Origin of the sequence: Paenarthrobacter sp. AMU7 (genome assembly GCF_041200195.1) — a bacterium.
In the GTDB taxonomy this organism is placed as follows: Bacteria; Actinomycetota; Actinomycetes; order Actinomycetales; family Micrococcaceae; genus Arthrobacter.
On sequence record NZ_CP165735.1, the window covers coordinates 1,001,784 to 1,014,273 of the forward strand.

The 12,490-nt window shown below is 64.5% G+C and carries 11 protein-coding genes; 5 read left to right on the forward strand and 6 right to left on the reverse strand.

Annotation, left to right across the window (positions count from 1 at the left end; genetic code table 11):
• From ABQM86_RS04760 to ABQM86_RS04775, 4 genes are read left to right on the forward strand one after another with little or no spacing between them, the layout of a single operon-like run.
• The gene (locus ABQM86_RS04760) at positions 1–1,029 is read left to right on the forward strand and encodes an ABC transporter permease (protein WP_369746044.1); all 1,029 of its coding nucleotides are present in this window, start codon (positions 1–3) and stop codon (positions 1,027–1,029) included.
• A complete protein-coding gene (locus tag ABQM86_RS04765) occupies positions 1,026–1,883 on the forward strand; it encodes an ABC transporter permease (RefSeq protein ID WP_207596303.1) in 858 nt (285 codons plus the stop codon). Before ABQM86_RS04760 ends, ABQM86_RS04765 begins: the two co-directional genes overlap by 4 nt.
• Positions 1,880–3,502: a nickel ABC transporter ATP-binding protein NikE gene (gene nikE / locus ABQM86_RS04770; RefSeq protein ID WP_369746045.1), complete on the forward strand. Its 1,623-nt coding sequence runs from the start codon at positions 1,880–1,882 to the stop codon at positions 3,500–3,502. Before ABQM86_RS04765 ends, nikE begins: the two co-directional genes overlap by 4 nt.
• Positions 3,503–3,541: 39 nt before the next feature.
• A complete protein-coding gene (locus tag ABQM86_RS04775; RefSeq protein ID WP_369746046.1) occupies positions 3,542–4,960 on the forward strand; it encodes an NAD(P)/FAD-dependent oxidoreductase in 1,419 nt (472 codons plus the stop codon).
• 74 nt (positions 4,961–5,034) lie between these two features.
• Here the strand turns inward: ABQM86_RS04775 and ABQM86_RS04780 are convergent, their stop codons facing one another.
• The 5 genes from ABQM86_RS04780 to ABQM86_RS04800 all read right to left on the reverse strand — a co-directional run bounded on the left by ABQM86_RS04780 (position 5,035) and on the right by ABQM86_RS04800 (position 10,747).
• On the reverse strand, positions 5,035–5,655 hold the full coding sequence (locus ABQM86_RS04780; RefSeq protein WP_242703529.1) for a hypothetical protein: 621 nt from the start codon (positions 5,653–5,655) through the stop codon (positions 5,035–5,037).
• A gap of 94 nt (positions 5,656–5,749) precedes the next feature.
• Entirely contained in the window at positions 5,750–6,382 is a 633-nt protein-coding gene (locus tag ABQM86_RS04785; RefSeq protein WP_207596309.1) for a TetR/AcrR family transcriptional regulator, read from the reverse strand.
• Positions 6,379–8,415 (reverse strand): YhgE/Pip domain-containing protein, encoded by a 2,037-nt coding sequence (locus ABQM86_RS04790; protein WP_337340407.1) that lies wholly within the window; start codon positions 8,413–8,415, stop codon positions 6,379–6,381. Before ABQM86_RS04790 ends, ABQM86_RS04785 begins: the two co-directional genes overlap by 4 nt.
• Entirely contained in the window at positions 8,412–9,218 is an 807-nt protein-coding gene (locus ABQM86_RS04795) for an ABC transporter ATP-binding protein (RefSeq protein ID WP_369746047.1), read from the reverse strand. Before ABQM86_RS04795 ends, ABQM86_RS04790 begins: the two co-directional genes overlap by 4 nt.
• 71 nt (positions 9,219–9,289) lie before the next feature.
• A complete protein-coding gene (locus tag ABQM86_RS04800) occupies positions 9,290–10,747 on the reverse strand; it encodes an NAD(P)/FAD-dependent oxidoreductase (protein WP_280626773.1) in 1,458 nt (485 codons plus the stop codon).
• Between the two features lie 156 nt (positions 10,748–10,903).
• On the opposite strand from ABQM86_RS04800, the gene ABQM86_RS04805 reads away from it, so the two are divergent.
• A complete protein-coding gene (locus tag ABQM86_RS04805) occupies positions 10,904–11,734 on the forward strand; it encodes a sulfurtransferase (RefSeq protein ID WP_369746048.1) in 831 nt (276 codons plus the stop codon).
• Between the two features lie 62 nt (positions 11,735–11,796).
• Here ABQM86_RS04805 and ABQM86_RS04810 read toward each other — a convergent pair whose 3' ends face one another.
• Positions 11,797–12,483, reverse strand: a complete 687-nt coding sequence (locus tag ABQM86_RS04810) for an N-acetylmannosamine-6-phosphate 2-epimerase (RefSeq protein WP_369746049.1) — start codon at positions 12,481–12,483, stop codon at positions 11,797–11,799.
• Positions 12,484–12,490 lie beyond the last annotated feature (7 nt).

Sequence of the window (12,490 nt, forward strand, 5' to 3'; positions counted from 1 at the left end):
ATGACCGCTACAGAACAAGTCCAGGCTGTCAACACGCCGGGCGCTCCCAGCCACAAGCGGGACAAACGCAGGGCGGTCCGCCCGGCGGTCTACATCGTGAAGAAGCTGCTTGCCCTGGTGCTGACGTTGTTCGTTGCATCCGTGGCCGTGTTCTTCTCCCGTTTCCTGGTCCCCGGAGACCCTGCCCGCTTCCTGCTCAGGGGACGCAGCCCCAAACCCGAGGCACTGGAAGAGATCACCCGGCAGTTCGGCTTGGATAAGCCGGCCTGGGAACAGTACCTGAACTGGCTCGGCGGCATCCTGCACGGGGACTGGGGCCGCTCACTGACCTACCGCCAGGACGTCTCCGACGTCTTGCTCGGCCGGCTGCCCACCACCCTGCAACTCGTCGCCTTGGCCGCGGTGTTCATTACTGTCCTCGGCTTGTTTGCCGGGATCGTCGCCAGCCTTAACAAGGGTTTCAGCGACCGCTTCATCCTCATCACGCTCACTGCGGCCGGGGCTGTTCCTCCGTTCGTTGCGGCCATTGCCCTGGTAGCGCTCTTCTCCGTGGGGCTGGGCTGGTTCCCCTCCTTTGGAAGCGGCGACGGCGGATGGGACCGGATCTGGCATCTCACCCTCCCGGCGCTCGCGTTGGGCATCACCTACATCGCCATGGTTGCCAGGGTGACGCGGTCCTCCATGAACGAGCAATTGCTCCGCGAACACGTGGAGGTGGCCACCAGCCGTGGACTCACCCGTGGGTCCGTGGTGGCACGCCATGTGCTGCGCAACGCCTTGGGGCCCATCCTGACCGTGAGCGGCGTGCTCGTGGCCGGACTCCTGGTCTCCAGCGCCATCATCGAGCGGACCTTCGGCCTCTCCGGCATCGGGCAACTCCTGGTGCAGTCCATCGACAGGCTCGACTTCGGTGTTGTCCAAGCGATCGTCATGGTGGTGGTTGCAGCGTTCGTCCTGGTCAACACCGTGGTGGATCTCGTCCAACCCCTCATTGATCCGCGGATCGCGGCCGGAACGGAGTCCCGATGACGTTAGCCATCCAGCTGCCACAGGCGGGGCTTCGCCGTTACGGCAGCCTCTTGTCACCCATGGCGTGGGGCGCGCTTGCCGTTGCCGCCGCCGTCGTACTTCTTTCCCTGTTCGCCCCGGTCCTGGCGCCGTACGACCCGGACTATGTAGACCTCAACAACGTTTTGGCCGGTCCCAGCGGGCAGCATCTGCTGGGTACGGATGCCTTGGGCCGCGATCTCCTCAGCCGGCTCATGCACGGTGGTCGGACGTCGCTGCTGGGGCCCACCATCGTGGTGATCGGATCCACTGTCCTCGGATTGCTGCTTGGCTTGGTGGCTGGCTGGTCGGAGGGCTGGCTGGGCAAGGTTTTGGGCCGCCTTTTCGATCTCCTCTTTGCTTTTCCCGCGCTGCTCATGGCCATGCTTGCCATCGCCCTGTTCGGTAAGGGGCTCTTGGCGCCCATCCTGGCCATGACCATTGCGTACGTTCCGTACGTGGCCCGGCTCGCGCAGTCATTGGTGGTGGCCGAACGCAGCAGGCCGTACGTCCAGGCGTACAGGGTGCTCGGTTTCCGGACACCCTGGGTGGTGCTGGGACGGGTTCTCCCCAACCTCATTCCCACTGTTGGCGCCCAATCGACCCTGAATTTCGGCTACGTGCTGGCAGACCTCGCGGCGCTCTCCTTTATCGGGCTTGGGGTCCAACCGCCCACCAGCGACTGGGGCGCCATGATCGAGGAATCCCGCGGCGCCCTGCTGGGCGGCTATCTCCTGCCTGCCTTCTGGCCCGCTGTGGTGGTGGTCCTGGTGGTGGTGGCCGTCAACGTCATCGGCGAGGAAATCTCAGACCGCATCGGAGGAAAAATTTCATGAGCCAGCTCTTGCAGATTGAAAACTTTACGCTTGGGTTTCCGGGCAGGCCGCCGCTGCTGGACAGCGTTTCCCTGCACGTGAACGACGGCGAAGCGGTCGCCTTGGTGGGGGAGTCCGGCTCAGGCAAGTCCCTGACCACCCGTGCCGCGCTGGGGTTGTTTCCCGGTGGTGCAGAGTCCTCCGGCGTCGTGTCCGTGAAGGGCCTCGACACCCTGACGGCCAGCAAGCAGCGGCTCATGGAGCTGCGCCGCGGACATGCGTCGATGATCTTCCAGGACCCCCGGGCAGGCATCAACCCGGTCCGGACCGTGGGGGACTTCCTCACTGAAACACTCGTGCGGTTTGACGGCCTGAGCCGCGCCGAGGCCACAGAACGCGCAGTGAAACAACTGGAGCAAGTGGGGCTTCGGCGGGCCAAGGAACTCATGGACCAGCACCCGCACCAACTTTCCGGCGGCATGCTCCAGCGCGTCATGATTGCTGCGGCCCTCCTGAACTCGCCGGACCTGTTGCTGTGCGACGAGCCCACCACCGCCCTGGATGTCACCACCCAAGCCGGGATTGTGCGGCTCCTGCGCGAAGAACAACAGTCCCGCGGGATGGGCATGCTGTTCATCACACATGATCTCAACCTGGCTGCGGGCCTGTGTGAGCGCGTCTATGTTCTCCGTCGCGGGGAAGTGGTGGAACACGGACCAACCCAGGCTGTTTTCCTGACGCCCCAGCAGGACTACACACGGCAGTTGGTGGAGGCGACTCCTGTCATAGAGGTGGGGTCTGGCTCCGCCTTGGCTGCGGCTCCCGGGCATGAGCCGGCAGGGTCTCCTTTGCTGGAGGTCTCCGGGTTGTCCAAGAGCTACCACCTGCCCGGCGGAGAAGTCATCAGCGCCTTGGAAAACGCCCATTTCAGCTTGCCTGAGGGCGGGTCCTTGGGCATCGTGGGCGAGTCCGGTTCCGGGAAGTCCACGCTCGCCAGGCTGGTGCTGGGGCTTGAAACCGCCACAGCAGGCGAACTCACCCTTCGCGGAGTCACCAGGCCACACCGGCCGCTGAAGGCATCCGAAAGGAAAGTGTTGGCCAAGGAAGTACAGATTGTTTTCCAGGATCCGTACCTGTCCTTGGATCCCCGGATCGCTGTTGGCAATGCTGTTGCCGATGTTTTCCGGCTGCACCAAAAGCAGGGACGCAAGGAAGCCAAGGACAGTGCACGCGACCTCCTGGCAAGGGTGGGGATCGGGTCCGAACGGTTCGACGCCAAGCCCCGGGCCCTCTCTGGCGGACAGCGTCAACGTGTCGCCTTGGCCAAGGCCCTTGCCGCACGACCCCGCCTGTTGGTACTGGACGAGGCCACCAGTGCGTTGGACGTCTCCGTCCAGGCCCAGGTGCTCGAACTCGTGGAGGAACTGCGTGACCAGCTTGGACTGACCATCCTGTTCGTCACCCACGACCTGGCCGTGGTGTCACGCCTCTGTTCTGCGCTCATCGTGATGCATCAGGGACGGATCGTGGAGCAGGGGCTCACGGCACGAATCCTTGAGGACCCTGGAGATGAGTACACGCGGAACCTCATCGCCTCCCGTCCCCGGCCCTTGTGGGACGTCCAACCGGTCATTGCCTGACCGGATAAGAACATCACCATTGAAACAGGAGAACCTCCCGTGAAGACCACCGTTTTCGAACGGAATGTCCCGCAGACCGCCGTCGTATCCCACGCGCTGGAAGGTGCCGCCCATCGGCCCTTCTGGATCGACGACCTGAAGGACTCAGCTACTCATTACCCACAGCTCGACGGCGATGCTGCCGCCGACCTCGTGATTATCGGCGGCGGATACACCGGCCTGTGGACAGCACTTCGCGCCAAGGAACGTGACCCTGGCCGGACGGTGATCCTGCTGGAAGCAGAACACGTTGCCTGGGCGGCGTCCGGCCGTAATGGCGGCTTCTGCGAGGCGAGCCTCACCCACGGCCACGAGAACGGCAAGAACCGTTGGCCCGGCGAGTTGGAGATCCTGGACCGTCTGGGCATGGAGAACCTGGACCGCATGCAGGAAGCCGTGGAGAAATACGGGATGGACTGCGACTGGGAGCGGACCGGTGAGCTCAACGTTGCCGTCGAACCCCATCAGGTGGCGTGGCTCCAGGGGGACGACAGCCCCGGCAGTGTCTTCCTGGACCAGGAGGCCATCCGGGCAGAGGTCAATTCCCCTACGTACTTGGCGGGACGTTGGCACAAGGACTCCGTGGCGATGGTCCACCCGTACAAACTCGGCCTTGAACTGGCGAGGGTGGCAACGGAGTTGGGCGTGGTGATCCACGAAGGAACGCGTGTGCGTGAACTCAAGGACCATGATTGCGGCGTCACCGTGGTCACGGAAAGAGGCAACGTAGAGGCCGGGTACGTGGTTCTTGGCACCAACGTGTTTCCGTCCCTGCTCAAGCGGAACCAGCTCATGACTGTTCCGGTGTACGACTATGCGCTCATGACCGAACCCCTGACGGCAAAACAGCTGGAGTCCATCGGGTGGAGCAAACGCCAGGGAATTGGCGATGTTGCCAACCAGTTCCACTACTACCGCATCACCAAGGACCACAGGATTCTTTTTGGCGGGTACGATGCTCTCTACTTCTGGGGCCGTCGCGTGGACCAGCGGCACGAATACCAGCCGGAGACCTGGGAGAGGATCGCCTCCCACTTCTTCACGACGTTCCCGCAGTTGGAGGGACTGAAGTTCACGCACAAGTGGGCCGGTCCCATCGACTCGAGCACGCAGTTCTGCGCGTTCTTCGGTACAGCGCGGAAAGGGCGCGTTGCGTACGCGGCTGGTTTCACGGGGCTGGGAGTGGGGGCCACAGCCTTCGCGGCGGACGTCCTCCTCGACCTGCTGGCCGGCCTCGACACCGAGCGCACCCGGGTGGAGATGGTTCGGAAACGGCCGCTTCCCTTCCCTCCCGAGCCGCTGGCCTCCCTGGGCATCAACCTGACCCGCTGGTCCATGGACAGGGCCGACCACAATCAAGGGAAACGGAACCTCATCCTCAAAGCGCTCGACGCCGTCGGGCTGGGTTTCGACTCCTGACCCTCCCAACTAAGTAACAGCACATGTCGTAATGAGTGCCCATTGCGACATGTGCTGTTACCTACTTGGGGACGTTAGCGCTTGGGGGCCGGCTTGCGTTGGGCGGACGCGCTCGACGCCGGTCGCTTGGCAGGCGTCGTTGGCGTCCGGGGTGCGGGACGCTTCACGGCCGGGGTTTTCGTGGCGCCGGAAGTACGCGGTGCTGATTGAACCGGTCGCTTGGCCGGTGTCCCTGCGCGCGTCGCGGGTTTGCGCGGCGCGGGGGTGCGCTTTGCCGCCGTCGAAGGCCTTTCGGCAGAGGCAGCGGCACGCGAACCAAACGACGGCACCACCGCGCCGAGGAACAGCACAGCCAGTGTCCCGACCCCGGCCGCGGCAGCCAGGTAGAAGTAGATGTCGGAGTCCTGGGTGCTCCCGGCACTGCCCAAGGCGTTGGCATCCTGGTTGAAGGCGATACCCCACATCCTCAGGAACGCGATGCCGCAACCAATGAACAGGCTGGTGCCCGCCGCGCCAAGGAGGACCACGAAGTAGCGGCGGCGGTTGAAAACCTGGACGAGGGACGCCAAATAGCAGACCAGCACGGCGCCCAAGAACAGGTACAGCACCAGCTCTTCCAAGACCACGGCCGCCAGTACCAAGAGCCCGAGCGACACAAAGGCTGCCACTACCGCAAGCTTTCCACTGTTCCCCATGTGACGCATGAGGTTAATCATCGCCGACCAAGTGGCCACGCCACGCCGCCGTACATTGCAGTTGAATACCGTTCCGAGGCCCGCTCGGACAGCGCTACTTGATGACGTACCCGTGCATGATGGTCATCACGGCGTCGACGCTCTGCTCGCGGGTCCGTTCCGGGTTGTACGTCTGACGGTCCAGTCCCACCACGAAGATCGCTCCGAAGATTGCTGCCTCCAGTGAACCGCGGGCAATGGACTCGTTGACCTTGTACCCGGACGCAACGCTTTCCACGGCCGAACCAATCACGGCCAGGAGCTCAGCCCGGAGTTCGGCGAATACGGCGCTCCACTCGCCGGGCGTGCGCCAGTTTTCACTGACCCACAGGCGGGCGAAGGAGGGGTAGTCGTCCATGAATTCCATGGCTTGGCCCACCATGTTGTTCATGGATTCCAAGGGGTCGCTGGCCTGTCCGCGAACGTCCTGGAGCCGGACCAGCATGATGTCCACACCGTGCCGAAGCAGCTGGGCAATCAGGTCCGACTTACTGCCGAAGTTGTAATAGACGGTCCCCTTGGAGACACCGGCCGCGGCCGCGATCTCGTCCACTGTGACCCCCGCGGCGCCGCGCTCGCCGATCAATTCCATGGAGGCCTCGAACAGGCGCTGCTTGGTGGCGTTGGTGCGGCCGGGGCGGAGTTTCTTCTCTGCAGGACCGGTGGGGACGGGCTCGGTGGTGCTCATACTGCGATCTCCGGCTTCAGCGTCTTGAGGGTCCACACCTTGTGCTTGCGGACGGCGAGCGTGGACAACGCCATTCCCAGCAAAGTGTATCCAAGCAGGCCCAGGACAGTGGGCCAGATCATGCTGAGCTCACCTCCGTAGATCAAGTGCCGCATGCCGGTCACCACGTAGCCCATGGGCAGGACCTCGTGCACCACGTGCAGCGGCATGGGGGTGGTTTGCCACGGGAACGTTCCTCCCGAGGACACCAGCTGCAGGACCAACAGGATCAGCACCACGAACTTGCCGGGTGTCCCCATCAGCGCCACGATGCCCTGGATGATCGCGCTGAAGGCCATCACTGCGGCCAGCATGAACAGCCACATGCCGATGGGGTGTGCGGGGTTCAATCCCAGGCCAAGGTTCACCACGAGAGTGAGGATGGTGGCCTGCAGCACCGAGACCACGAAGAACGGCAGCCAGCCTCCGACGGCGATTTTCCAGGCGGGGGCGTTCGACGCCAGGGCCCGCTGGGTGATGGGCCGCATGGCCTGGACCAGCATAAACACGCCGATCCACAGTGCCAGGGTCAGGAAGAAGGGTGCCAGTCCGGCGCCGTAAGAGCCCGCCTTCGCCTGCGAGACGTTGTCCACCGCCACGGGATCAGCAATCACCTTGGACACGCTGCTCTTCTGCTCATCGTTCGGGTTGGGGATGTCTCCCGCCCCCTTGGCGAGCTCGGTGGCAAGGGTGTGTGATCCATCGGCTGCGGTCACTGCGCCGCTGGCTAGCTGGCCTGCGCCGTCGTCCAGTTGGCGGGCACCGTCGTCGAGCTTGGCCGCGCCGTCCAAAGCGGTCTGCTGTCCGGCGGCCAGTGTGGCTGCGCCGGTGTTCAGCTGTCCGGCACCTGCGGCGGCTTTCGAAATCGCGTCGGTGAGTGTTGGCGTGGCGCCGGCGAGTTTGGCAGCTCCGGCGCTCACGGCAGCAGAGCCGTCCGAGAGTTGCTGGATCTTGGCGGCGTCGCCGGAAATCTTGGCCTTCGCGTCCGTCACGGGGCTCGATGCCGCGGCGGCGTCGAAGTCCGCCAGGACCTTGGCGGCCTGCTCCTGCGTCAGCACACCGGCCGCGACCAGCCGCGCGTTGGACTCGACCACCCGGTTACGGAGGCCTTTGTCTGCCGCTTCGAGCTGCCCGACGACGTCCTGGACTTTGGCGTTCAGCTCGGCGTTTCCGGCGGCTACTTGGGCGGCGCCGTCGGCGAGTTTCCTGGAGTCCGCAGGCAGCGTCGCCGTCTTGTTCTTCAGCTCCGTGAGGCCTGAGCTCAGCTGGCTGGCCCCGGTGTTGAGCTGGACAGCACCGTCCCGCAGTTTGGTTTGACCGGCCACGAGTTGGTCGGCGCCGGCCACCAGTTCGGTGGTGCCGCCATGGAGGGTTGTGGCGCCGTCGCTCAGCTTCGTCACGCCCGTGGCCAGTTCCGAGGCTCCGTCCGCGGCTTTGACGATGGAGGCATGGATGGTTCCGAAGCCTGTGAGGAGCTGGTTTGCCGTTTCCTCACCCACCTCCTTGGCCACTGTGGAGTGAACCGCCGTGGTGAGCTTGTCCACGATGGTGCTCAAAAGGTAGTTGTTGGCGTCGTTGGTGGTGACGTGCAGCATGGCCTGGTTGGCGGCGTCGAAGCTGCCGGGCGAGACCAGGTTGGCGGAGAAGTCCTTGGGGATGCGCAGCGCGAAGGCGTACTCACCCGTACGGACACCGGCGTCTGCATCCTCGGCGCTGGAGACCGGCTTCCAGTTAAAGACGTGTCCCTCCACCAAGCTGTCGGCCACTTTCCGGCCGGCCTGCAGTTCGGTGCCGTCCGACGACGTTGCTCCCGTGTCCTCCACTACCAGGGCGGCGTCGATCTGGTTCAGGTTGCCGTACGGATCCCAGTTCGCATAGAGGTACACGGCGCCGTACAGCAACGGGACCATCGTCAGGGCGAGGATGGTCAGCTTGGGCAGGAGCCCGCCGGTCATGCGCTTGAGTTCGGAGCGGGCGAGCCGCAGAACAGTCACTTTGCAGTCCTTTGGAGGTTTTCGGATTCGGGGTCGACGGCCGCCTGGGGCGCCGCTGGAGTTTCGAGTGTTTGCGGCTCTTCAGTCACCGGCTCGGCAGCATGTTTGGCTTTAGGCTCGACGGCGGCCGCTGGCTTGGTTTCGGAGTGCGGGCCCTCAGCCTCCGGTTCGGGTGGATGCATCACGGAGTTGCCGATCACCGCGGCGGCTCCGGTCCAGTTCTCCGGGAGGGCACCGACGACGGCGACCACGGCAAGCGGCCGCCCGGCGTCGGACGCCAAAGCCTGAAGCCTGGGCAACCACGCTGCGGGATCTGCGCTGTGGCGGTCGGGGGAGTCCACCACGAGGAGGTCCGTGGCCGGATCTGCGAGGGCGAGTGCGGTCAGGAGTTCGAGCCGGCGGGTGGCGGGAATTTGTTCGATCCAGAGTCCCGCGATGTCCTCGAAGCTGTTGACCTTCAGCCACGGCTTGCTCAGCAACGCGCCGCGGTAGCGGCGGGGGATGAGGGAGAGGTCTTCGGTGACGAGGTCACGGACGCTGAGGTGCTGCTCGGGTTCGTTGACGCCGGGGGAGTCCACCAGGGCGCTGGCGAGCCGGATCTTTTTGGTTTTGGTGGTGGTGTCCCAGCTGAGGACGCCGTTGCTGGGCTTCATGCGGCCGCTCAGGGCCAACGCCAAAGCGGTCCGCTGGTCCTGGCCCTCTCCGGCAACGAGCAGAAGTTCGCCGCGGCGGACCTGAAGTGACGTTGCCGGCAGGAGATCGTCCCGGCGGCCGTTGATCTGGAGTTGCTGTACGGACAGCACAATGAAGCCTTTCGCAGAAATGGTGTCTGCTGAAAGTCTAACTAAACTGACTGGTCAGTTCAAATAGAGATTTAGAGTCCGTACTTTTCCAGGAGCCGCAGCCATACTTCGCTGATGGTCGGATATGAAGGAACGGCGTGCCAGAGGCGGTCCAACTTCACCTCGCCCACGATCGCGATGGTGGCTGAGTGCAGGAGTTCTGCAACGCCTGGGCCCACGAAGGTGGCGCCGATGATCACCTGCCGATCCTCATCCACCACGATCTGGGCCCAGCCCTTGTAGTCGGGGGAGTGCAGTTGGGAACCGGACACGTTGATGGGGAGTTCCACGCCAGTGACGTTCCTTCCCTGCAAGAGGGCCTGCTCCAGGCTGGGCCCCACGGAGGCAACCTCGGGGTCGGTGAACACCACGCTCGGCACGGCATGGTCGTTGGCAGTATGGGCCCACGGGCTCCACGGTTTCGGTGTGCCCTGGAGCTTGCCGTTGGCCCTTGCCACGATCGCGTCACCGGTAGCGCGGGCCTCGTACTTGCCCTGGTGGGTCAAAAGGACCTTACCGGCGGCATCCCCCGCGGCATACAGCCAGAGTCCGCTGGTGCCATCGCTGGCCGGGCCCTCAACCAGGCCGCTGGCATCGGTCGTGACGCGGAGCGGCTTGCCGTTCCGGGGCTCGACGCCAACATTCTCCAAGCCCAGATTGGCCAGTGCGGGGTGCCTGCCTGAGGCCACCAACAGTTTGTCAGCGGTGACAGTTTTGCCGTCGAACGCGACTGTCACTGTGCCGTCGTCGTTCTTCTGTGTTCTCTCCACATCGGTGTGGACGTGAACGGTGACGCCGTCGGCGCGGAGTCCGGCCATCACCAGGGTGGCCGCCTCTTCCGGATAGCTGCTCAACAAACGACCGCGGGCAATCAGGGTCACGTCCGAGCCGAGCCGGGCGAATGCCTGCGCCATCTCCACGCCCGCTACGCCGCCGCCGAGCACGGTAAAGCGCCTGGGAATTTCCTTCGCTGCCGTGGCTCCGCGGGTGGTCCAGAACGGGACATCTTTCAAGCCCTCAATGTCCGGGATGGTGGGGGTGGAGCCGGTCGCGACCACCACGGCATGGTGTGCCTTGAGCGCGTAACTGTTACCGTCGAGGCCATCCACCTGGACCTCGCGCGGGCCCGTGATGCGGCCGCGGCCACGGATGAGCTCGATGCCCGCGCTGTCCAGCCACTCCACCTGGCTGCCGTCCTGCCAGTTGTTGGTGAACCAATCCCTGTTCTTCAGCGCAGCTTGGGCGTCAACCACTCCAGTAACAGCCTCGCTCGCGCCGGGCACCACCTGGGCAGCGTGGAGCACGTTCCCGGGACGAAGAAGTGCCTTGGAAGGGATGCAGGCCCAATAGGAGCACTCGCCGCCCACCAACTCGCTCTCGATAATCACCGCCGTAAGGCCGCCGCGAACCACCCGGTCCGCCACGTTTTCCCCTACGGCGCCCGCGCCGATCACGATTACATCGAATTCCCGGGAGGTCTCGGCAGTCATGGGAGAAGCCTACAACCGGCACCTGTACGTTGTGGGGCCCGCTCTGCGCGCCAGCGCCGGATTTTGGGGCGCAAAAGGGCCCAGCCAGGCGGCCGCACCGTCCATATTTCGAGATGCACATCTCATATTGTGGGATTGGTGGCTAGGCTGCTTCGCATGGGAGAAGATTTGAGGCCTTTCGTCGATTGGGACTGGTGCGCGGAGAACGCCGGAAAATTCGTTCTTGCCGATACCCGCTGGTATCTGGACGGATCCTCCGGGAAGGACGCCTATGACAGCGGCCATCTTCCTGGTGCTGTGTTCATGGACCTTGACCAATGGTTGTCCGGGCCGGCGTCTCCTGAAGCCGGGAGGAACCCGTTGCCCGACCCCAACGTGTTTGCCGAAGGCATGCGGCGTGCAGGGATCAACGACTCGGACACGGTGGTCGCCTACGACGACGCCGGAGGAGTCATCGCGGCCAGACTCGTGTGGATGCTCCGGTCGACAGGACACAACGCAGCGATACTGAACGGCGGCATGGCCGCTTACCAAGGCGAACTCACCACGCAGGCACCTTCACCACGGATGGGGGATTTTTCGGCCCAGGCCTGGCCAGCGCATCTACTGGCGGATATCTCCGAGGCCTCGTCTGCCACGTACCTGAGAGTGGATGCGAGGAACCGTGACCGCTTCGATGGACTTCAGGATCCCGTGGATCCTCGTCCCGGACACATACCCGGTGCCGTGAATGTTCCGTGCCGCGGGAACCTCGACTCCACGGGACACTTGATCCCGGAACTGCAGGTTCGCGCGAACTTCGAGCTTGCCGGCGTTCTGTCCGCAGAGGGCGTGGTCTCCTACTGCGGCTCTGGAGTAACGGCCTGCCATAACCTGCTGGCCATGGAGCATGTGGGTATGGGCCATGGGAGGCTGTTCGTCGGCGGGTGGTCCCAGTACTCCCGTGCGCAGGAGATGCCAGAGGCGACGCTGACACCGGGGTTGTGAGGCCTGCTTTGCGGGCCCGGCGCGGATTTTGAGGTGCGGAGCGGGCCTCGCAACGCTGCGAATCACGCGTGCATTGCGCCTTTGAACCAGCCCGTGATGGTGGCCGGGTGCGTGATGGCGGTGCCCACCACCGCGGCGAACGCCCCGGCGTCAAGGGCTTGCCGTGCGTGCGCAGGGGTATGGATGCGGCCCTCTGCGATGAGTGGCTTGCCCAGTTGGGCGGACGCGATCTGCTCCAGGAGCTCCAGGTCCGGGCCGTCAGTCTTGGGGCGCTCGCCGGTGTAGCCGGACAATGTAGTGCCGATCAGGTCAGCACCCGCCTCGACGGCGGCAACAGCGTCGTCGAAGGAACCGCAATCAGCCATGACCAGTGCGTGTGATTCCGCGTGGAGACCAGCCACCGTTTCGCCCAGGGAAAGCCCATCCGGGCGGGCCCTCCGCGTTCCGTCAATCGCCACAACGTGCGCACCGGCATTCGCTACCGCCAAGGCGTGGCGCAGCGTGGGTGTGATGAAGACGCCATCGTGGCCGTCTTTCCACAGGCCAATGACAGGAACCTCGACGGCGGCGCGCGTGAACTGCACGTCGGCCAAGCCTTGGACGCGGATCGCCGCAGCGCCTCCGATGACAGCCGAGGCCGCCACCTGGGCGGTGGTCCGGGGATCGCGCATGGGCTCGCCGGGGTAGGCCTGGCACGAGACGATCAGTTGTGAGCGGAGGGCCTCGAGGCCTTCGGTGGTGAGAATCATGGGATCT

Excerpts from the sequence above, each read along its gene's own strand:
- ABQM86_RS04760 (WP_369746044.1), top strand. The coding sequence starts at position 1 with ATGACCGCTACAGAACAAGTCCAGGCTGTCAACACGCCGGGCGCTCCC.
- ABQM86_RS04765 (WP_207596303.1), top strand. The coding sequence starts at position 1,026 with ATGACGTTAGCCATCCAGCTGCCACAGGCGGGGCTTCGCCGTTACGGC.
- ABQM86_RS04810 (WP_369746049.1), bottom strand. The coding sequence starts at position 12,483 with ATGATTCTCACCACCGAAGGCCTCGAGGCCCTCCGCTCACAACTGATC.
- ABQM86_RS04805 (WP_369746048.1), top strand. The coding sequence starts at position 10,904 with ATGGGAGAAGATTTGAGGCCTTTCGTCGATTGGGACTGGTGCGCGGAG.
- ABQM86_RS04785 (WP_207596309.1), bottom strand. The coding sequence starts at position 6,382 with ATGAGCACCACCGAGCCCGTCCCCACCGGTCCTGCAGAGAAGAAACTC.
- ABQM86_RS04800 (WP_280626773.1), bottom strand. The coding sequence starts at position 10,747 with ATGACTGCCGAGACCTCCCGGGAATTCGATGTAATCGTGATCGGCGCG.
- nikE (WP_369746045.1), top strand. The coding sequence starts at position 1,880 with ATGAGCCAGCTCTTGCAGATTGAAAACTTTACGCTTGGGTTTCCGGGC.
- ABQM86_RS04780 (WP_242703529.1), bottom strand. The coding sequence starts at position 5,655 with ATGGGGAACAGTGGAAAGCTTGCGGTAGTGGCAGCCTTTGTGTCGCTC.